Consider the following 18,226-nt stretch of genomic DNA (forward strand, 5'->3'; position numbering starts at 1 on the left):
GAACCGACCTTGTGAATAGGCATCCAGGAATAGGTATCTAGAAATAGGCATCTAAGAACCGTGGCGGCAGGTCGTCCGCCACGGCTCCACGGCCACTATCCCACCAGCCGATCCGCAGACGGATCAGCCGTGGCCGCGAGTGCTTAATTGATCGCCCCGGTGATCGCGTCGATGATCGCCCGGTGATCGAGAGCGACGGTCTGTTGGGACTGATCAGCCAGGTTCTTCACGGTCACCTCGCCCGCTTCCAATTCACGGTCACCGAGGACGAGCGCGGTGCGGGCACCAGAACGGTCGGCTCCCTTCATAGCTCCCTTGAGGCCGCGGCCCCCGTAGGCCATGTCGGCGGACACGCCGTTGGCACGGAGTTCGTCGATAAGCGCGGCCATGCGCTTCGTAGCCTCGGCACCGATCCCCACGCCGTAGATGTCGACGCGCCGCTCGACTCCCTTGAGCGCGACCCCTTCAGCTTCGAGCGCGAGAACAGAGCGGTCGACACCGAGCCCGAAACCGATGCCGGAGAGGTCCTGGCCGCCGATCTGGGCCATGAGGCCGTCGTAGCGTCCGCCGCCGCCGATGCCGGACTGCGCGCCAAGACCGTCGTGGACGAATTCAAAGCAGGTCTTGGTGTAGTAGTCCAAGCCACGGACCATGCGCGGGTTGATCACGTATTCGATGCCTAAGTCGTCGAGGGAGCCAGTGACAGTTTCGAAGTGTTCGCGGCACTCGGCATCGAGATGGTCGAGCATGATCGGGGCGTCCGCGGTCATTTCTTGGACCTCGGGACGCTTGTCGTCCAGCACACGCAGCGGGTTGATCTGTGCTCGGTGACGAGTCTCTTCATCCAGCGGCAAGTCGAACAGGAATTCCTGGAGTTTCTGGCGGTACTCCGGCCGGCAATTCTTGTCCCCCAAGCTCGTCAACTCGAGACGGAAACCGGTGAGACCAATCTTGCGGTAGCAGCGGTCGGCCAGTGCGATGACCTCGACATCCAGGAGCGGGTCGTCCACGCCGATCGCCTCGACACCTACTTGCTGCAGCTGTCGGTACCGTCCTGCCTGGGGGCGCTCGTAGCGGAAGAACGGGCCATAGTAATTGAGTTTGACGGGCAGCTGTCCGCGATCGAGGTTGTGCTCGATGACAGCGCGCATGACACCGGCAGTTCCTTCCGGGCGCAACGTGACGGAACGGTCCCCGCGGTCAGCGAAAGTGTACATTTCCTTAGACACCACATCAGTGGACTCGCCCACCCCGCGGGCGAACAGCGTAGTGTCCTCGAAAATGGGTAGCTCGATATGCTGGTACCCAGCCAAATGGGTCTGTTTCACGAACTCCGAGCGGACCGCGTGGAACGTGGCGGACGTCGGTGGGACGTAGTCCGGCACTCCTTTCGGGGCGGACAGGGGTTGAAACTTCTCGGCTTTCGGCTGGGTATCGCTCACGTCGGTCGATCTTAGCGCGAACGCCCAGCTGCGCTGAGATACGGGTTTGTCTCGCGTTCGTGCGCCACGGTCGTCGCGGGCCCGTGACCGGGGAGAACGGTAAGCGCGTCGTCCAAGTCCCACACGGGGCCGGCCAAGGTGCGGTCCATCGCGGACGGATCGCCCAATGGCAGGTCGGTCCGCCCAATTGAACCCGCGAAGAGGACGTCGCCGGCGAAGACGACGTTCTCATCCAAAGCGACGAGCAACGACGATCCGGGGGAATGCCCCGGTGCATGGACGATGCGGAAGTCCATCCCGGCAAAGGTCATGGTCTCCCCCGCCTCTAGGTGGCGGAGATCATCCGGCTGTTTCATTGAGTCGACCTCGAAGATTCTGCCGAAGTCGCCGGGTGCACCCCACTTCGGGTCGAGCATAATCTCGTCGTCGGGGTGGATGTGCACGGGCACGCCGAATTCGGCGCAGTCGCGGGTGTGGTCGATGTGGCCGTGCGTCAACACGACTGCGACCAGCTCCGCGCCAGCCTCCTCGACGATCGTGCGCACCTGGTCGTGGGAGTCCTTGCCCGGGTCGATGACGAAGGCCTCGGGCTTCGAGCCCTCCTGCGCCGCCTCGCCATCGGGGGAGACAACAACGTAAGTGTTAGTTCCGAATGGTCCAGCGGTGAATCCTACGATCTGCATGGCTGCCAGTGTAGACAGTGGCTGCGCGGCCCCTGCTAGCGGCGAAGAGATCAGCTATTGGGAAAGAGCTGCCTTGGCGGCCTCGTAATCCGGTTCCTCGGCGATCTCGCTGACAAGCTGCGTGTGAACGATATTGTGCTCGGGGTCCGTGACTACCACGGAGCGCGCCAGCAACCCCTTGATCGGCGAACCTTCCATGACCACTCCGTAGTCTTCACCGAAGCTCGACCTGAACGCGGAAGCGCTCACGACGTTCTCAATCCCCTCGGCCCCGCAGAAACGCTGTTGGGCAAACGGCAAATCCTTGGACACGCACAGCACGACCGTGTTGTCGAAGCCTGCGGCCATCTCGTTGAAACGGCGGACCGACTGGGCGCACACGCCGGTGTCCACCGACGGGAAGATATTCAAGACAATGCGTTTGCCGATGAAGTCAGCGTCAGTCAATGTCTGCATGTCGCCGCCGACGAGTTCGAAAGGCGGCAGTGCGCTCCCCACCTCAGGTAGCTCCCCGGAGGTGGTCGTGGGTTCGTTGCGGTAGGAAATGTCAGCCATGCCGCCAAGCTTAAATAAAGGTACGAGCGCCCGCACGGTCCGAAGCTCGCGTGCTGATACTGTATTTACCCATCTGACCACCTTTACTTATTGATGGAGGCCGAAGTCCGTGAGCAATAACGCGCAGCGCGGCAAGGACGCCCTGAAAGAACTTGACCGCGAGCTCAAGGCCCGCGACCGGAAAGAGCAGAATAAGCCGTGGATGATCGCGGCCATGGCGCTGCTCATCATCGCTCTCGTCGGCGGAGGCATCTACCTTGCCGCGACGTGGGGTTCGGACGAGGATGTCGTCGCTGAGGACGAGTCAACGGAATCGACCGCACCGGATGAGCAGAACGAGGACATGCAGCCTGTTGCGCTGCAGAAGGAGCGGTCCACGGCCCTCGACCCTACCGTTACGTGCACCTACACCGAAGACGGACAAGGTGAGTTCTATAAAGGCCTGCCTCAAATGGAGAATGTGTCCACGGAAGGCACTGTCGATCTGACCTTGGACACCACCGCCGGCCCTGTCGGGATGACGCTCGATCGTTCCGTTTCTCCGTGCACGGTCAACGCCATCGAATTCCTGGCGAAGGAGGGTTATTACAACGACACCATCTGCCACCGCCTGACGACGGAAGGCATCCACGTTCTGCAGTGCGGCGACCCGAGCGGAAGCGGCAGCGGCGGACCGGGCTTCTCCTTCCCGGACGAGTACCCCGCCGACGATGACGCTGAGAATCAACAGCCGACCGTCCTCTACGAGCGCGGCACCATCGCGATGGCCAACTCCGGCCCGAACACGAACGGCTCCCAATTCTTCTTGAACTACGGTGACTCTCCGCTGCCGCCGGCGTACACGTACTTCGGAACGATCAACGAGGAGGGCTTGGCCACCCTGGACAAGATCGCGGAAGCCGGCATTGCCGAAGACGGCGAAGCCATGAGCATGGGCCCGGGCGACGGCGCGCCGAAGGAAGAGGTAAAGATCAACAGCGTGAACATCGCCTAGTACACGGAGCCACCTCAGCCTTCGCTAGAGAGTGGATCTCCACGACCCGCCTCAGTGTGATTTCGCCACACAGGGGCGGGTTTTCTGTTGAATTTTGAGCCCATTTCTACCTGCATTTGACCCGCCCGCCGCTTGACGACGCAGCCTGCTCCCTTAGGTTCTCCCCATCCCATCCATCAGTGGATTCCACCGATTCAGCTTCGGCATCAAGCTGTCACGCGGTAAACGTCGAAGACGCCTTCGATATTGCGGACTTGATTCATCAACGTACCCAGCTGCTTGGTATCGGATACTTGGAAAGTGAACCGGACGGTGGCGATGTGGTCGTCGTCGCAGTGATGGTTGAAGGCGATCACTGGAAGCTTCTGGTCGTTGAGAACGCGGGTCAGCTCCGCGAGCAGCCCCTGCTTATCCAGAGCTTCAAGCTGCATCGTAGCCAGAGACGCTCCCTGACGGGAGCCGCTGTCCCACTCCACCTGAATCAAACGTGCAGACTCTTGCTGGAGCTTCTCGGCGTTTGTGCAATCCACGCGGTGGACAGACACTCCCCCTCCACGGGTGACAAACCCGAAGATCTCGTCGCCGGGCACCGGTTGGCAGCACCTTGATAGTTTGGCCATCACATCGGGGGAACCCTCGACGAGGATGCCGGGGCCGTCGCTACGCGAAGGCGTTTTGGTGAGCTCCGACATGGGTGTGCGCGCAGCGAGAGCGTCGACCGCGTCGTCCTCGTCGCCAAACATTTCCACCAACATGCCCACGACGTGCTTCGCGGACACCTGGCCGGAGCCAATTGCGGTGTACAGCGCGTCGACACTGTCGTAATGCAGCTGCACCGCCACTTTGTTCATGGAATCCGCGGTAAACAGCCTGTGCAGAGGCAAGCCGCCCCGCTGGACCTCTGTGGCCAGTGCGTCGCGGCCCGCCTCCAGGTGTTCCTCGCGCCTCTCCTTGGCAAACCACTGGCGGATTTTGGTGCGGGCGCGCGGAGACACGACAAAGTCCTGCCAGTCGCGCGACGGACCCGCGTTCGTGTCCTTCGAGGTGAACACCTCGACGCGGTCGCCGGACTTCAGCGTTGACTCGAGCGCGACCAGCTTCCCGTTCACCTTCGCCCCGATGCAACGGTGCCCCACCTCCGTGTGGACGGCGTAGGCGAAGTCCACTGGAGTCGAGCCTGCTGGCAAGTTGATCACATCACCTTTCGGCGTGAAGCAGAAGATCTGCGCCGACGTCAGGTCGAACCTCAAGGAATCGAGGAACTCGTTCGGGTCCGCAGCCTCCTTCTGCCAGTCCAGCAGCTGACGCATCCACGTCATCTGGTCCAGCTCCGCCTGATCGCCCTTGTGCGAACCCTTTGTCTCCTTGTAACGCCAATGCGCGGCGACACCGAACTCGGCGTTGTAATGCATCTCGTGGGTGCGCACCTGGATCTCCAGGGGGCGGCCGGAATCATTCATCACCGTCGTGTGCAACGACTGGTACACACCGAAGCGCGGGTTGGAAATGTAATCCTTGAACCGGCCCGGCATCGCCGAATACAGCGAGTGCACCACGCCGATCGCGGCGTAGCAGTCACTGACGTTGTCAACGAGAATACGAATGCCCACCAGGTCGAAAATCTCGTTGAAGTCCCGGCCCCGCACCACCATTTTCTGGTAGATCGACCAATAGTGCTTCGGGCGCCCCATGACCTCCGCTTTGATCCCGTTTGACTTTAGTTCGGCCTGGATCTCGTTTGTGATCTCTTTCAGGGCACGGTCCCGCGACGGGGCGCGCTCCGCGACAAGTCGAACGATCTCCTCGTACTTTTTCGGGTACAAGATGGCAAAGGAGAGATCCTCCAGCTCCCACTTCACCGTCGCCATACCGAGCCGGTGAGCCAGCGGTGCAATGACTTCGAGCGTCTCACGCGCCTTCTTCTGCTGCTTCTCCGGAGGCAGGAAGCGCATGGTGCGCATGTTGTGCAGCCGGTCGGCCACCTTGATCACCAAAACCCGCGGATCCTGGGACATGGCCACGATCATCTTTCGGATTGTCTCCGCCTCGGCCGCGGCCCCGAGTGCGACCTTGTCCAGCTTGGTCACACCGTCCACAAGCCGCGCCACTTCCGGGCCGAAGTCATTTGTCAAGTCATCGAGCGAATACTCGGTGTCCTCGACCGTGTCGTGCAGCAGCGCCGCCATGATCGTGGTTGTGTCCATGCCGATTTCGGCGCATATCGTCGCCACGGCCAACGGGTGAGTGATATACGGGTCACCCGACTTGCGCTGAACGCCCTCGTGGAGCCGTTCCGCGGTGTCGTAAGCGCGGGAGATTTCCTCAGGATTCGCCTTCGGGTGGTACTTCCGGTGAATCGAGTACAAAGGCTCGATCACTGGGTTCGTTTTGGGCCGCCCTCCTGTGAGCGAGCGGGCGAGCCTCGCCGACACGCTGCGCATCGACGCGCCCGAACGCCGTTGCGGTCTGTCTTGGGACGTCATGCGCCTACCTTAAGCCACGCGAACACGTCTACGCCGCGTTGCCCTCGCTCTGGTTGAGGACCACCAGCGGAATGCCGTCGAGACGCTCGCGCCCGCCCAAGCCCGAGACCTCGAGCACAACCACGCACCCCGCGACGATGCCACCAGCCTGCTCAATCAGCTCGCGGGCCGCCATCAACGTGCCGCCGGTGGCCAACACATCGTCTACGAGCACGACGCGCTTGCCCTGGAGGTTCATTCCTTCGGCCGGGATCTCCAGCGCTGCCTCGCCGTATTCCAAGGAGTACTCTTGGCTGATCACCGGCGGCGGGAGCTTGCCCTTTTTGCGGATAGCGAGGATACCCAGGCCCATGTCGTAGGCGACGGCAGAGCCGAGGAGGAAACCGCGGGCATCCAGGCCACCGATCATGTCAGCACCGAGATCCCGGGATGCCTCAGCCATCTCAGAGATGACGACCTTCAGTGCTTCTCCGTCAGCCAGCACGGGAGTCAAATCCTCAAAGAGCACTCCCTCTTCCGGAAAGTCCTGCACATAACGCATGCGCGCGGCGAGTGCCTCACGCGCAGTCCGGTAAGTGGGTTGAGTGGAGTTCTCAGGAGCAGTCATGGGTTATTCGTCGTCCTTCCGTTCCGGCGTGGTTCCCAAACCGGGAACGTGCCAGCGGTCCATGTTCCAGCCGATCCCGACAGGGCCAGTGTAGACCACAACGTTTTTGATGCTGTTGTCCACGATGAACGTGCGAGGCTGCGGGGACAGAGGAATCGACGGCACCTCCTCCCACAGGCGCTTCTCCTCGGCGCGGAGGCTCTGCAGCTCCTCTGACCGAGATGTCGCAGTCTCGTACTCCATCATGGGGTCCACCGCGCCAAGGAAAGCATCGATCTTTCCACCACGGTCAATCTCGCCCTGGTCGTTCCACCCGGGTTCCTCGGTCATGAGGTCGCCGCGCGTCTTACCGTTGCCGGTCACGTCGGTGACGGTGATGCCAGCTGGCTCACACGACCTCTTGATCGACTCCACCATCGCGGCCAAGCGCTTGCTGGGCACCGGGTAACCAATCTGCAACTCAAGACCTTCGGCGACGCGCGCACCCTCAACATCGACGGCGAGATGCGGATTTGCAATGTCGTCGAGATGCCGGGACATCGGGTCATTGTGTGTGAGCACGTGGACGGGCGACGGTGGCAATTCAATGCCGGCTTCGCGTGACGACGCCGCCGCGACACCCCGCAAATCCACGCACTTGGCCAAAGCCGAACGATTTTCCTGGTACGCCCATGGGCCCGCTGAGGCAAAGATCAGTGTGTCCGTCATCTCACCGATGACGGTCTGGAGCTCCTGGTGGCTCTCCGGCGACTCCGGATCAACAGATTCAGTCGACGGTGTCTCCCCCGCAGCGCTTGCCTCGGACGCTTCTGCATCTTTACCGTCCCGGCCGGTCCGAACGTCGTCGGCGTTCGCGCCCTCGTCGGCCTCCGGTGGTGCGTTGTACCACTCCGGACTGTGGTTGTTTAGGTCCCCCACCATCAGCGCGCCGGCTTGCTGCAACTCTGCTGAATCCTTTGTGGACGGCCACACCACGATCTTGGGGACCTCTGGGGCATCTCCGTAGTACGTCTCGTTGGCCACGAGAACGACTTCGCCTTCTTCCCCAACCGACTCGATCTTGTACGGTCCGTACGACACTTGGAGCTCAGGATCGAATTTCTCCAGTGCGAACCCGAAACGCCACACCTGCGCAGCACGGCCCATGAGTTCAGGGTCGCCGGCCTCCAACGCCCGGGTGAAGTCAGCCGTCTCCATCCCCACGCGTTTCGCAATCACGTGAGCAGGAAGAACCGTGCCCGCACTAAAGAGCTCGCGCCAGCGTCCGCCCTTGCCTTGCTGGTAGACAACAGTGAACTGCTTCGAACCGGGCGTGCAATCAACGCGTTCCACGTCTTGCATCTGCGGCATATGGGACGCGAAAATCTCCGGGTGAGAGCCAGCGGCAAAGGCCAAGGCGTAATCATCGCATGTCACAGGCACACCGTCAGAGAACACCGCCTTATCTGACAAGGTGTAAATCACCTGCCGCTGAGGAGCAGGCAGCAGCTGAGTGGAAACAAGGTCGGTGTTTGGGATCCGCTGACCCGAAGGCCCCGGAATGAACGCACCCGGAAATATGCGCCCGGACAGACGCTGCATCTTCAACGAGTCGCCGATCTGCGTGGCGGCATTGGTGGTCACCAACGGGACCGATAGCTGGTAGCCAAAATAGTCCAGAGTGGTCGAGTCCTTCGGCGAATCTCCAGAACCCGAGCACCCCGCCACGAACGCTCCCACGGCCGTCAACGCCGCGGCCAGCCGCACCAGATGCTTGCGTCTCACGATAATGTCCTCTTCCTTTTCCTATCTGTGGTCCTAGCCGCCGCGCCTTAGTTCTGATTCGGACGCCACGTCGCGGCCGAATGGCGGGACTGCTCTGCCGATGTGTCGTGCCCGCTCCACGGGGAGGAAACAGTGCGCTTGGCAGTAGCAGGGGCAGCACTATCTCCATCAGGCAGATCGGTGGCGGGATGAGCGGTGCCGTCGATAAGCGAGCCCCCGCTCTTTGCCGAGCGGTACTCGGCGACCTCCTTGTTGTGCTCCTTATACTTGCTTTGCGCGTTCGTCAGAGTGACCAGGAGGGATGTCGCGAGCAACAGAGAGGAGATGACACCCTCGACGACGCCGATGAGCTGAATCAGTGCGAGGTCCTGCAATGTGCCCACACCGAGCAACCACACAGCCACGACCATGAGTGCGATGATCGGCAACGCCGAAATCACCGAGGTGGAGATAGAGCGCATCAGTGTTTCATTAACCGCGAGGTTCGCCTCTTCCGCATATGTGGACCGGCGTGAATCCAGAATGCCTTCGGTGTTCTCTTTGACCTTGTCGAAGACGATCACGGTGTCATAAAGGGAGAAGGTCAAGACGGTCAGCAGACCGATGATCATCGCCGGGGTGACCTCGAGACCGAACAGGGCGTAAATGCCGAGGATGACCACACCGTCGAAAAGCAGCGCGACCATCGCCGCAATGGCCATGTTGCGTTGCAAACGGATTGCGACATAAACCGCGGCGGTGACCAGGAAGATCAGCATGGACAGCAGCATCCGGTTGGTGATCGTCGAGCCCCACGACTCGGAAACCGTGGAATCACCGATAGCGTCCGGAGACGGATCACCCGATGCGTCGAGCGGCTTGTACTCGTTGTAGATCGCCTCACGAGCACTGTCGATCTGCTCCTGCGACAAGTGCTCGGAGTTGATCTCCAAGGTGCGGGAGTCCCCCGCACCCACGATTTGCGTCAGCTCCGGAGTCACACCCGTGGCGTCGACGAAGGTCTCCTCGACCTGCTCGGCGACGAGGTCGCCCGCGGGCATGGACATCTTCGTGCCGCCCTCGAAATCGATGCCCAGGTTGAAACCGCGCAGCAACATAGCCGCAGCGGAAAGAAGGACGAGGACAACAGCAATCGTGTACCACAGCTTGCTGCGGCCAACGAAGTCGATGGCGCCCTTGCCTTCATAGAGACGTTCGATGCCCCTTGCATGCGTTGCCGTCTCAGTTTCGGTGTCGATCTGGTGTGCGCCGTCGCTTGCCGGCGACGGGGTGGCGGAGTTCAGTGAGGTGCTCATTGTTATTTCTCCTCTTCCCTGGGTGCCGTGGGCGTGACGGCGTCATTGTCCGTGTCAAACGGCTCTGCGCCGATCCTGTCGGCGACAACCGTGGTGGTTCCGTTCGCGGCCGCTGGCTCCGCCGGTGCGGAATGCTCCGAGGCGACCACAGACGAAGCTGCGGCGCGTTTCTTTGTGCGTGCCGCAACCGGCTTGGAGCGGCCAGCCTCGAACGCCTTGCCCATACCGTTGACCGAGGGCTTGGCCCAAAACGCGCTGCGGGAGGCCAGAATCATCAGCGGTGCGGTGACCAGGAACGTGACCAAGAGGTCAAAGACTGTGGTCAGGCCCATGGTGAACGCGAAGCCCTTGACCTCGCCGACAGCCAGGAAATAAATCACAACTGCACCGATCAGCGTGACCATATTGCCTGTGACAATGGTGCCCTTGGCGCGATCCCAACCATTCATCGTCGCTGAACGGAAAGTCCTTCCGCGGCGCACTTCGTCCTTGATGCGCTCATAGAGAACCACAAACGAGTCCGCAGTTGTACCAATACCGATAATCAGACCGGCCACCCCCGAAAGGTCGAGCGTGTAGCCGATCCACCGGCCCAGAAGAACGAGAGCGCCATACACGAGTGCACCTGCGGCGAACAACGTGAACAGCGAAATCAGACCGTACAGGCGGTAGTACACAAAGACGAAGATGGAAACGAGAGCCAGACCGACCAAGCCCGCAATGATGCCTGCCTTCAACGACGCAATGCCCAATGACGGCGGAACCGTCAGAGCCGTGCCGCCGGGCTCGCCGTTCTCGCCGGCGAAGGACAGCGGGAGCGCACCGTAACGGAGGTTATTAGCCAGATTCTCCGCTTCCTCCTGAGTGAACTGGCCGGTGATCGAGGTGGTCGAGCCCACCGGTGTCGGAGACTGGATCTGCGGCGCGGAAATCACCTGAGAGTCCAGAGTGATGGCGATCTGCTGCTGCAGCATCGCGGCAGTAAGCTCCGCCCACGTGGACGAGCCGTTGTGCTCTCCGTCCTGCTTGAACGCGAAGTTGATCTCCATCTGGCCGGTCTGAGAGTTGAATCCGCCGGTTATCGGACGGTTCGTGTCAATCTCACTACCCGTCAGACGCGGACCGTTGGGATCCTCGACGCCCTGAAGCAGCGGAACCGGGTCGAGGAGCAGAGGCTGACCCGAGTTCGAATCGCAGGCAACGAGAGGACGGGCCGGATCGTCAGTACCGGCCAAGGGGTCGACCGGAGCGGGCCTCTCAGGCTCAGCAGGCGTGCACTTCATCAACCATGACGCAGCCTGCAGCTTCGTCGGATCCTCAGACTGGCGGTCCTCCCGCAGCATCGCTGTCGCTTCTTGGCGGAAATCTGCCGCCTCGAGGCTGTTATCCGGCTCCGGCTTCGGTTCCGACGTGATCTGCGGGACCTCAATTGGCTCCACGTTGGTCGTCGTCTGGCCTTCGCCACCCTGTTCCTCTTGCGCCTTGTTCAACGCGTCCACCTGCTGGTTGAACGTGTCAGCGAACTGCTGCATCGTCGCCTGAGCATCATCCTTGGAGATAACACGGTACTCGACCCAGCGGTTAGCCATGTCCTGCATCACCTGCGGGAAAGACACCACGTCCGCCTGCTGGTTGGGTTGAGCCACCGGACGGAACATCAACTGGGATGTCTGACCGATGTTTCGGACGTCTGCGGAATCCTCGCCCGAAACAGTGATCACGAGCGTGTTGCCGTCAACGACCACGTTCGCGTCCGAGACACCCATGCCGTTCACGCGGTTCTCAAGAATGGTGCGTGCCTGGTCCAGCTGTTCCTTTGTCGGCTCTTCACCCTGCGGCACGAGCGTGACGCGGGTACCACCACGAAGGTCGATACCCAGTTTCGGCGTCGCCTCACGGTCCCCCGTAAGGAACACGAGAGCGTAAGTGGTCACCAAAATGAGTGCGAACAGCGCGAGTGCGCGCTTGGGCCAAGCCCGCTTCGATCCTCCCTCGCGGGCTGGTCGCCTACCTGCTGTTTTCGAAGTCACGTACGAGCTCTCCTCATTAACCTGCTCTATCCACCCAGGCGGTTGCATGTCCGCAGGCGTGGCCGCACGCCTGCGGGGTTACCCGTGCAAGGTGGTCCTTGTCGTCTCTTCCCGCCTAGCGCACGGCTGCGCAGCCGCACCAGCTCCAGTCCGGGAAAGGTCCAGTCAGTGATCGTACGTCATGGACGCGGAAATGATTAAGCTCGGCGTGCCCTTTTTCTTTGCACACCGAGCTATCTCACACACTCACGGACGTTCTAGCGCACCTCATCCTCCGGGTCACGGCCCGTGAGACTACCGGTGACGTTGTTTTGCTGCCCTTCTGCCGGGGCTTCGGCAGGATCTGCGGGTTCGGCGGGTTCTGCAGGTTGGGCGTCAAGCACCTTGTACACGCCTTCACGCTCCATCGTAGCCACCACGCCCGCGGCGAGTTCAACATCCACAGTGGTCTCGCCCGCGGCGACAATCCGGCCATGGAACCCGGACACCGTGATGATCCGATCGCCGGGCTGGGCCGCCGCCTGCACCGCGCGGGCCTTCTCCACCCGCTTCCGGTTCGTGCGCGACAGGAGAATGCCGGGCAACGCGAACAGGACGAAGACTAGGAGAATCAGTAGGTATTCCATGGTGAACCATTGTGACACACCGCCGCGAAACCATTGCTTCGCTCTCGTGAACTTAATAGAGGTGCAACTGTCCCGGCGCCTCCGGCGGAGGTGTCATTCCGAGATGGTGCCATGCGGCAGCGGTGGCCACGCGGCCGCGACCTGTGCGGGCCATGAGGCCGGCGCGCACGAGGTACGGTTCGCACACTTCCTCCACGGTGGATGGTTCCTCCCCCACCGCGATGGCTAACGTGGACACACCGACAGGTCCGCCGCCATGGCTGCGGATCAAAGAGTCCAGCACCGCCCGGTCGAGCCGGTCCAGCCCGAGCTCATCCACGTCGAAGACATCCAGCGCTTGCTGCGCCGCCTCGACCGTGACCGTCCCGTCACCGTTGACCTCCGCCCAATCACGGACACGGCGCAGAAGACGGTTGGCAATGCGCGGGGTGCCACGCGAACGTGAACCGATCTCCACGGCCGCATCATGCTCGATCTCGACCCCGAGAATCGAGGCTGCGCGCGTGATCACGTGCGTCAGATCCTCGACACCGTAGAACTCCATCTGCGCTGTGAAACCGAAGCGGTCGCGCAACGGGCCCGTGAGCATGCCCGCTCGAGTGGTCGCGCCCACGAGAGTGAAGGGCGGGATTTCCAGGGGAATCGAGGTTGCGCCTGGCCCCTTGCCTACAATGACGTCGATGCGGAAATCCTCCATGGCCATGTAGAGCATTTCCTCGGCCGGACGCGCAATACGGTGGATCTCGTCGATGAAGAGCACGTCGCCTTCCATCAGGTTCGACAGCATCGCTGCCAGATCGCCAGCACGCTCGAGTGCAGGACCGGAGGTCATGCGTAGCGACGTCCCGAGTTCCTGCGCCACGATCATCGCCATCGTGGTCTTTCCCAGCCCCGGCGGCCCGGAAAGCAGAATGTGATCGGGGGTGACGTTGCGCTTCTTAGCTCCGGTGAGTACCAGGCCAAGCTGCTCGCGCACCTTCGGTTGACCGATGAACTCGTCGATGGACTTGGGGCGCAGGGATTTCTCAAAGTCTTGTTCCCCGGTGTGCTCATTCGCATCCACCGGAGAGTTCACTTGCCGGGCCAGGTCCGCCGGAAGTTCGAATTCTGTCTTCTCCACATCAGACATCCGCTGCGACCTCCTTGACCGGCTTATCCACGTATCCCACGCGCCTACTTCTTACCTAATCGGTTGAGCGCATCGCGGAGCAACGCCGACGAGTCCACGGTCGCCACGGCATCCGGGGCCGGGGACTCCGCAATCACAGCGTCAACGGCTGCTCGGGAGCTCTTCTCCGGGAAGCCGAGCCCGACGAGCGCTTCCACCACCTGCTCGGTAGCCAAGGACGTGTCCTGGTTCTGAGGAGCCGCCGTCAGCGCGGCCGCGCCCGGCTGCGCTGCATACACCCCGGCCAGCTTATCTTTCAGCTCCAACACCAGACGGTCGGCCATCTTCTTGCCCACCCCCGGGATCGACTGGATCGTCTTCGAGTCCCCCGCGGTGATGTGTCCAGCAAGCTCCGCCGGTTCAAACACCGACAGCGCGGCCAACGCCAGTTTGGGGCCGAGCCCGGTCACCGTTGTGAGGCGGTGGAACATTTCGCGGGCATCATCGTCCGTGAAACCGTAGAGGGTCATGGCATCTTCCTTGACCACCAGGGTGGTCAACACACGCGCTTTCTCACCCCGTGTCAACCGGCCGAGTGTCGGCGGTGTGGCCAAGAAACGGTATCCGACTCCGCCACATTCGATCACCCCGTGATCCAGCCCGATGGAAACAACCTCGCCGTTGAGTGAATCAATCACAGTCCCTGACTCCTTCTTCCAGTCAACGCAGCAGCAGCTTGAGTGCGCGCGAGCAACGGGGCACGCCAGCAGTGACAGACAGCAATAGCCAGCGCATCAGCGGCGTCCGCTGGTTTCGGCGGCGCCCCCAAACCGAGAATGCGCGTGATCATGGCAGTCATCTGTTTCTTGTCCGCCCGACCGTTGCCTGAGATCGCTTTCTTCACTTCGGACGGGGTGTACATATAGACCGGAATGTCCCGCTGCGCGGCGGCGAGCACCATGACGCCCACAGCGTGCGCGGTGTGCATCACGGTGGACACGTTGCTGCGCTCGAAGATTCGCTCCATTGCGATGACATCCGGCGCGTAGTCATCGAGCCAATCGTTCACGGCATTTGACAACCGCAGAAGACGTTCCGGCAACTCCGCGTCCGACGGAGTGCGCACCACACCGACCGCCACAGGAATCACCTGCCGGCCCTTGCCGGTCTGCAGCACAGAAAGACCGCACCGGGTAAGCCCCGGGTCGATCCCCATCACGCGCAGCCCTTCTGTCGTAGTCACACATTTGTTCTACCACACGGCCCCGTCACCGACCGGCAGCGACGTTGAAAAGCGAAAACGGACCCGGCCGGCACCGGGTCCGCTCGGCCGTAGCCATCGCCGGGATCTACTCGTCGGCCAGAGCCTCCGCGACCTCGTCCGACACAGTCATGTTGGTGTAGACGTTCTGGACGTCGTCGGCATCCTCCAACGCGTCGATAAGCTTCTCCAGCTTCTTTGCGCTCTCCAGGTCCAGATCGACCTCGACCGAAGCGCGGAAGTCCTGCTCGGTGTCCTCGACCTCGATGCCCGCCTCACGCAACGCGTCGCGCACGGGGTACAGATCGGTCGCCTCAGAAACGACCTCAAACTGATCGCCGAGATCATTGACTTCCTCAGCACCCGCCTCGAGCACCGCCAGGAGCAGGTCGTCCTCGGTCAGGTCACCCTTGGCCACAGTGTTCACGCCCTTGCGGCTGAACATGTAGGCCACGGAACCGGATTCGCCCAGGTTGCCACCGTTCTTGGTCATCGCGGTGCGGACATCGGTGGCCGCGCGATTGCGGTTATCGGTCAGGCACTGGATGAGCATGGCCACACCATTCGGGCCGTATCCCTCGTATGTGACATCCTCCCAGTTGGAGCCGCCAGCTTCCTCGCCGGAGCCGCGCTTGCGCGCACGCTCAATGTTGTCTTTCGGGACAGAGGCCTTCATGGCCTTCTTCATCATGTCGTCGAGCGTGGGGTTACCCGCCGGGTCACCGCCACCAGTGCGCGCCGCGACCTCGATGTCCTTGATCATTTTCGCCCACAGCTTAGAGCGTTTCGCGTCGTTAGCGGCTTTCTTGTGCTTGGTAGTAGCCCATTTTGAGTGGCCTGCCATGTGCCATCTCCCCTTTCTCCGGCTGAAGTGTCGGCTGTCGAGTATACGCGTGCCCCTATAGCCGCCTGGGCTGGCGTTTAGGAAAAGGCGACGCCGCCTTCTTTCAGCGTGCGCGTAAGACCTTCTTGGACGGTCATGGCCACAAGATTGCCCTGGCGGTCGAAGATACGGCCTTGTGTGAGAGCGCGCGCGCCGTGGGCAGAGGGGGACACTTGGTCGTACAGCATCCACTCGTCGGCGCGGAAGGGGCGCATGAACCACATCGCGTGGTCGAGGGACGCCATTTGAACCTTGTGGCCGCGGTGCGGAACAAGCGCGGAGTGCAGCAGAGTTAGGTCGGACATGTACGCCAACGTGCAGATGTGGAAAGTCTGGTCGTCCGGGAGCTGGCGCTTGGATTTGAACCACACAACCTGCTGGCTCGGCGTGTACGGGTTGTGTTCGAATTCATCGTCCGGAACCACCCGGACATCCCAGTCCTTCGACCACATAGAGAAGAACTTCAACGGCCCGTCCGTCTCTTCGAGCGGTACGACGTTCTCAGGATCCGGCACGGCGCGCATCTTGTCTGAGTGCTCGATCCCTTCATCGTCGGTGATGTGGAAGCTCGCCTCGAGCGAGAAGATCGTCTTCCCGCCCTGGACAGCGTCGACGATGCGGGTGGAGAAGCTATGGCCGTCGCGCACGCGGTTGACCACGAAGACGATATCCCGGTCTGATTGCCCCGGGCGGATGAAATAACTGTGCAGGGAGTGCACGAGTTTTTCCTCACCAACCGTTTTCGTGGCGGCGGACAGCGCTTGTGCCGCCACCTGACCGCCGTAGGTGCGCTGCAAACCGGAGTAAACGCTTGCGCCGCGGAAGACATTGTCGTCCAGCTGCTCCAAGTTCAGAATGTCGTCGATGCTGGGAATATCGAATTGCATGGGACAAAGCTTAAACGTTTCCACTATTACGGCTCCCCGGAATCCAGAACGGATTTCGCTGGGCCAGATTATCTGCTCAATTCCCGCGCGCTGCCGTAGAACTCCGGCATTGGTGCCGTGCCAGCCAGCCTCAGTGCGCGCACGCCCGGCTTCAGCCGCACCACTCGGGTGGCCACGACAGCGTCATTGTACAAACGAAGAGACAGGTCCACTTTTTCCTCTGCCTCTGCCAGCGCTTGACGGGCCGCGTGGTCGTCCCGGGTGCGCGCGACAATGTCCGCTATAGCGTCCCTGTGCTCCACTGCCGCTTCGTAGGACGCACCTGCTCGATCCAGACGAATGTGCAGCCGGTCCAGCCGACGGGCGGTAAGAACGGCCCACACCGCTACGACGGCGACAACTGCGGCGGCGAGAACACCGATAAGCGCCAGGGTGGGACTCATTGCACGCTCCCCTGTCCGCCAGCGACCGCCTCGTACACCGCCTCCACCCGGTCGGCGACGACGTCCCAGTCATAGAGCCGAGCTCTCTCAGACCCCGCCGCGGCGAGAGCTTCGCGCAGTGCCCTGTTGCGGATGAGTTTCTGCAGTGTCACGGCGAGGGCGTTCGCGTCGCCCACCGGGAATAGCGCCCCGGCGGGTGCGGCCGTCTCCGCACCGCACACGTCGGCGAAAGCTTCGAGGTCACTGGCCACCACAGCACATCCAGCTGCCATTGCCTCGACGAGGACAATGCCGAATGATTCCCCGCCGGTATTCGGGGCGACATAGATGTCGGCCTGTGCAAGCAGCCGGGCTTTCTCGTTCTCGCTGACGCGTCCGACAAACTCCACGTCCTCGTACTCCCCGACGCGGACCGGGGAACCTCCGCCGATGACTGTCACGCGAGGAGTCTCGTCCATCATGGACAGAGCCTCCAGCAGGACCGGAAGGCCTTTGCGGGGTTCGTCGTACCGCCCCAGGAAGACGATGTGCACCCTGTCATCATCGGTGCTCTCGCCCCGCGCACCCCTATTCATAACGTCCCGCGCACCCCTATTCATAGCTGCCCGCGCGGACGCGAAGCGTTTCGTGTCCACCCCGTTGGGAATCAGAAGCGGGTCGCCGCCAAGTTGCTCAACTTGCCAGCGGCGCGACATCTCGCTAACGGCAATGCCCGCCTGGATCTTCTCCAGTGCAGGCCGGAGCACAGGTCGGGCCATCCGCAAGGCGCGCGACGCTGACGCAGATGCATGATACGTAGCCACGACCGGCTCCTCGGCCAAAATCAACGCCACAAGTGAATAGCTGGGGGCATTCGGTTCATGGATGTGCACGACGTCGAATTCACTTTCGCGCAGAAAGCGACGCACGGTAGCGAAGGTCCGTGGCCCGAAGGAGATCCTGGCCACTGAACCGTTGTATGTCACGGGAACGGCCCTGCCGCCCACGGTCACATAGTCCGGCAGCTCGCCACGGCCCTGGCCCGAACCGGAGCGGGTACCTGGCCCCACAATCCTGACATCGTGGCCCCGGTCCACCATTATCCGCGCAAGGTCAAGAATATGAGCTTGAACCCCGCCTGGATGATCGAAGGAATACGGGCACACCATGCCAATACGCACGAGCC

General features: G+C 61.9%; 17 protein-coding genes. 1 reads left to right on the forward strand and 16 read right to left on the reverse strand.

What is annotated here, in order from left to right; genetic code table 11:
- Positions 1–143: 143 nt before the first annotated feature.
- The 3 genes from hisS to tpx are packed head-to-tail and all read right to left on the reverse strand — an operon-like array spanning position 144 to position 2,680.
- Positions 144–1,442: a histidine--tRNA ligase gene (hisS, locus tag QYQ98_RS01705; protein WP_302007058.1), complete on the reverse strand. Its 1,299-nt coding sequence runs from the start codon at positions 1,440–1,442 to the stop codon at positions 144–146.
- Positions 1,443–1,453: 11 nt separating this feature from the next.
- Entirely contained in the window at positions 1,454–2,125 is a 672-nt protein-coding gene (locus tag QYQ98_RS01710) for an MBL fold metallo-hydrolase (protein WP_302007059.1), read from the reverse strand.
- 54 nt (positions 2,126–2,179) lie between these two features.
- Entirely contained in the window at positions 2,180–2,680 is a 501-nt protein-coding gene (gene tpx / locus QYQ98_RS01715) for a thiol peroxidase (protein WP_302007060.1), read from the reverse strand.
- 109 nt (positions 2,681–2,789) lie between these two features.
- Here tpx and QYQ98_RS01720 point away from each other — a divergent pair, with 109 nt between their 5' ends.
- A complete protein-coding gene (locus QYQ98_RS01720; protein WP_302007061.1) occupies positions 2,790–3,674 on the forward strand; it encodes a peptidylprolyl isomerase in 885 nt (294 codons plus the stop codon).
- 206 nt (positions 3,675–3,880) lie between these two features.
- On the opposite strand, the gene QYQ98_RS01725 is transcribed toward QYQ98_RS01720, so the two are convergent.
- The 13 genes from QYQ98_RS01725 to QYQ98_RS01785 all read right to left on the reverse strand — a co-directional run bounded on the left by QYQ98_RS01725 (position 3,881) and on the right by QYQ98_RS01785 (position 18,221).
- Positions 3,881–6,157 carry a bifunctional (p)ppGpp synthetase/guanosine-3',5'-bis(diphosphate) 3'-pyrophosphohydrolase gene (locus QYQ98_RS01725; RefSeq protein WP_302007062.1) on the reverse strand — a complete coding sequence of 759 codons (2,277 nt, stop codon included), beginning with the start codon at positions 6,155–6,157 and terminating at the stop codon, positions 3,881–3,883.
- 28 nt (positions 6,158–6,185) lie between these two features.
- Positions 6,186–6,764 (reverse strand): adenine phosphoribosyltransferase, encoded by a 579-nt coding sequence (locus QYQ98_RS01730; RefSeq protein ID WP_302007063.1) that lies wholly within the window; start codon positions 6,762–6,764, stop codon positions 6,186–6,188.
- Positions 6,765–6,767: 3 nt separating this feature from the next.
- Entirely contained in the window at positions 6,768–8,528 is a 1,761-nt protein-coding gene (locus QYQ98_RS01735; RefSeq protein WP_302007064.1) for an ABC transporter substrate-binding protein, read from the reverse strand.
- Positions 8,529–8,575: 47 nt separating this feature from the next.
- Complete coding sequence (secF, locus tag QYQ98_RS01740) at positions 8,576–9,823, reverse strand: protein translocase subunit SecF (protein ID WP_302007065.1); 1,248 nt, start codon at positions 9,821–9,823, stop codon at positions 8,576–8,578.
- A 2-nt stretch (positions 9,824–9,825) separates the two neighbouring features.
- Positions 9,826–11,901 carry a protein translocase subunit SecD gene (gene secD / locus QYQ98_RS01745; RefSeq protein WP_302007066.1) on the reverse strand — a complete coding sequence of 692 codons (2,076 nt, stop codon included), beginning with the start codon at positions 11,899–11,901 and terminating at the stop codon, positions 9,826–9,828.
- Positions 11,902–12,110: 209 nt separating this feature from the next.
- On the reverse strand, positions 12,111–12,479 hold the full coding sequence (gene yajC, locus QYQ98_RS01750; protein WP_302007067.1) for a preprotein translocase subunit YajC: 369 nt from the start codon (positions 12,477–12,479) through the stop codon (positions 12,111–12,113).
- Positions 12,480–12,531: 52 nt separating this feature from the next.
- Positions 12,532–13,608: a Holliday junction branch migration DNA helicase RuvB gene (gene ruvB / locus QYQ98_RS01755; RefSeq protein WP_302007068.1), complete on the reverse strand. Its 1,077-nt coding sequence runs from the start codon at positions 13,606–13,608 to the stop codon at positions 12,532–12,534.
- A gap of 44 nt (positions 13,609–13,652) precedes the next feature.
- A complete protein-coding gene (gene ruvA, locus QYQ98_RS01760) occupies positions 13,653–14,285 on the reverse strand; it encodes a Holliday junction branch migration protein RuvA (protein ID WP_302007069.1) in 633 nt (210 codons plus the stop codon).
- The gene (gene ruvC / locus QYQ98_RS01765; protein WP_302007792.1) at positions 14,282–14,803 is read right to left on the reverse strand and encodes a crossover junction endodeoxyribonuclease RuvC; all 522 of its coding nucleotides are present in this window, start codon (positions 14,801–14,803) and stop codon (positions 14,282–14,284) included. Before ruvC ends, ruvA begins: the two co-directional genes overlap by 4 nt.
- Positions 14,804–14,936: 133 nt before the next feature.
- Entirely contained in the window at positions 14,937–15,692 is a 756-nt protein-coding gene (locus QYQ98_RS01770; RefSeq protein WP_302007070.1) for a YebC/PmpR family DNA-binding transcriptional regulator, read from the reverse strand.
- Positions 15,693–15,769: 77 nt separating this feature from the next.
- On the reverse strand, positions 15,770–16,618 hold the full coding sequence (locus QYQ98_RS01775) for an acyl-CoA thioesterase II (RefSeq protein ID WP_302007071.1): 849 nt from the start codon (positions 16,616–16,618) through the stop codon (positions 15,770–15,772).
- Positions 16,619–16,686: 68 nt separating this feature from the next.
- Positions 16,687–17,061, reverse strand: a complete 375-nt coding sequence (locus QYQ98_RS01780) for a hypothetical protein (RefSeq protein ID WP_302007072.1) — start codon at positions 17,059–17,061, stop codon at positions 16,687–16,689.
- Positions 17,058–18,221: a glycosyltransferase family 4 protein gene (locus QYQ98_RS01785; RefSeq protein ID WP_302007073.1), complete on the reverse strand. Its 1,164-nt coding sequence runs from the start codon at positions 18,219–18,221 to the stop codon at positions 17,058–17,060. Before QYQ98_RS01785 ends, QYQ98_RS01780 begins: the two co-directional genes overlap by 4 nt.
- Positions 18,222–18,226: the final 5 nt, after the last annotated feature.

It is taken from the genome of Corynebacterium sp. P3-F1, from assembly GCF_030503635.1.
Lineage (GTDB): Bacteria > Actinomycetota > Actinomycetes > Mycobacteriales > Mycobacteriaceae > Corynebacterium.

Excerpts from the sequence above, each read along its gene's own strand:
- QYQ98_RS01710 (WP_302007059.1), bottom strand. The coding sequence starts at position 2,125 with ATGCAGATCGTAGGATTCACCGCTGGACCATTCGGAACTAACACTTAC.
- tpx (WP_302007060.1), bottom strand. The coding sequence starts at position 2,680 with ATGGCTGACATTTCCTACCGCAACGAACCCACGACCACCTCCGGGGAG.
- QYQ98_RS01725 (WP_302007062.1), bottom strand. The coding sequence starts at position 6,157 with ATGACGTCCCAAGACAGACCGCAACGGCGTTCGGGCGCGTCGATGCGC.
- QYQ98_RS01730 (WP_302007063.1), bottom strand. The coding sequence starts at position 6,764 with ATGACTGCTCCTGAGAACTCCACTCAACCCACTTACCGGACTGCGCGT.
- secF (WP_302007065.1), bottom strand. The coding sequence starts at position 9,823 with ATGAGCACCTCACTGAACTCCGCCACCCCGTCGCCGGCAAGCGACGGC.
- secD (WP_302007066.1), bottom strand. The coding sequence starts at position 11,901 with ATGCAACCGCCTGGGTGGATAGAGCAGGTTAATGAGGAGAGCTCGTAC.
- yajC (WP_302007067.1), bottom strand. The coding sequence starts at position 12,479 with ATGGAATACCTACTGATTCTCCTAGTCTTCGTCCTGTTCGCGTTGCCC.
- ruvB (WP_302007068.1), bottom strand. The coding sequence starts at position 13,608 with ATGTCTGATGTGGAGAAGACAGAATTCGAACTTCCGGCGGACCTGGCC.
- ruvC (WP_302007792.1), bottom strand. The coding sequence starts at position 14,803 with ATGGGGATCGACCCGGGGCTTACCCGGTGCGGTCTTTCTGTGCTGCAG.
- QYQ98_RS01770 (WP_302007070.1), bottom strand. The coding sequence starts at position 15,692 with ATGGCAGGCCACTCAAAATGGGCTACTACCAAGCACAAGAAAGCCGCT.
- QYQ98_RS01775 (WP_302007071.1), bottom strand. The coding sequence starts at position 16,618 with ATGCAATTCGATATTCCCAGCATCGACGACATTCTGAACTTGGAGCAG.
- QYQ98_RS01780 (WP_302007072.1), bottom strand. The coding sequence starts at position 17,061 with ATGAGTCCCACCCTGGCGCTTATCGGTGTTCTCGCCGCCGCAGTTGTC.